General features: G+C 65.7%; 1 protein-coding gene. It reads left to right on the forward strand.

What is annotated here, in order from left to right:
• On the forward strand, positions 1–1,732 hold a 1,732-nt coding region (locus AR3_RS28980), incomplete at its 5' end, for an ATP-dependent Clp protease ATP-binding subunit (protein ID WP_067918805.1).
• Positions 1,733–1,809 lie beyond the last annotated feature (77 nt).

Genomic DNA, 1,809 nt, shown 5'->3' on the forward strand with positions numbered 1-1,809 from the left:
CGAAGAGCGGTTGAAGAAGGTGCTCAAGGAGATCCGCACGCGTGGCGACATCATCTTGTTCATTGATGAGTTGCACACGCTGGTGGGTGCGGGTGCCGCGGAGGGCGCGATCGATGCCGCGTCGATCTTGAAGCCGATGTTGGCGCGGGGTGAGCTGCAGACGATCGGTGCGACGACGCTGGATGAGTACCGCAAGCACTTGGAGAAGGACGCGGCGTTGGAGCGGCGGTTCCAGCCGATCCAGGTGGCCGAGCCGTCGTTGTCGCACACGATCGAGATCCTCAAGGGGCTGCGGGATCGGTATGAGGCGCACCATCGGGTGTCGATCACCGATAGTGCGCTGGTGGCGGCGGCGCAGTTGGCGGACCGGTACATCTCGGATCGGTTCTTGCCGGACAAGGCGATCGATCTGATCGATGAGGCGGGGTCGCGGATGCGGATCCGGCGGATGACGGCGCCGCCGGATTTGCGCGAGTACGACGAGAAGATCGCGGCGGTGCGCCGGGAGAAGGAGTCGGCGATCGACGCGCAGGACTTTGAGAAGGCGGCGGCGCTGCGGGATCGGGAGAAGCAGCTGTTGTCGGCCAAGGCCGCTCGGGAGAAGGAGTGGAAGGCCGGCGACATGGACGTGGTGGCCGAGGTGACCGAGGAGCTGATCGCCGAGGTGTTGGCGACGGCGACGGGGATCCCGGTGTTCAAGCTGACCGAGGAGGAGTCCTCGCGGCTGCTGCGGATGGAAGAGGAGCTGCACAAGCGGGTGATCGGTCAGCATGACGCGATCAAGGCGCTGTCGCAGTCGATCCGCCGTACCCGGGCGGGGTTGAAGGACCCCAAGCGTCCGGGCGGGTCGTTCATCTTCGCCGGCCCGTCGGGGGTGGGCAAGACCGAGCTGTCCAAGACGCTGGCGGAGTTTTTGTTCGGGGACGAGGACGCGCTCATCCAGTTGGACATGAGCGAGTTCATGGAGAAGCACACCGTCTCGCGGCTGTTCGGGTCTCCGCCCGGGTATGTGGGGTATGAGGAGGGCGGTCAGCTGACCGAGAAGGTGCGGCGCAAGCCGTTCTCGGTGGTGCTGTTCGACGAGATCGAAAAGGCGCACGGCGACATCTTCAACAGCCTGCTGCAGATCCTGGAAGAGGGCCGGCTGACCGACGCGCAGGGCCGGGTGGTGGACTTCAAGAACACCGTGATCATCATGACGACGAACCTGGGCACGCGGGACATCTCCAAGGGCGTGTCGGTCGGGTTCGCCCGGCAGGGGGACGAGCAGGGCTCGTACGAGCGGATGAAGGCCAAGGTGCAGGAGGAGCTCAAGCAGCACTTCCGTCCGGAGTTCCTCAACCGGGTCGATGACATCGTGGTGTTCCACCAGCTGACCCCGAAGGAGATCATCCAGATCGTGGATCTGATGATCGCGCGGGTGGACGAGCGGCTGCGGGATCGGGACATGGGGATCGAGCTGCGGCCCAAGGCCAAGGAGCTGCTGGCCGAGCGCGGGTATGACCCGGTGCTGGGGGCGCGTCCGCTGCGTCGCACGATCCAGCGGGAGATCGAGGACACCCTGTCGGAGAAGATCCTGTACGGCGAGATCAAGGCCGGGCAGATCGTGATCGTGGACGTGGAGGGCGAGGGCGAGGACGCCAAGTTCACCTTCCGCGGCGTGCCCAAGCCCTCCGGCGTGCCCGACAGCCCGCCCCCGATCGAAGGCGCGGTCAACTTCAACAAGGACTAACCCTCCCGCACGAGCAGAGAGGTTCGTCCGCACCAGGCGTTAGGGCCCGCACCGTGCACCACACGGCGCGGGCCCTT

Source organism: Actinomadura rubrobrunea NBRC 15275, from assembly GCF_001552235.1.
In the GTDB taxonomy this organism is placed as follows: domain Bacteria; phylum Actinomycetota; class Actinomycetes; order Streptosporangiales; family Streptosporangiaceae; genus Spirillospora; species Spirillospora viridilutea.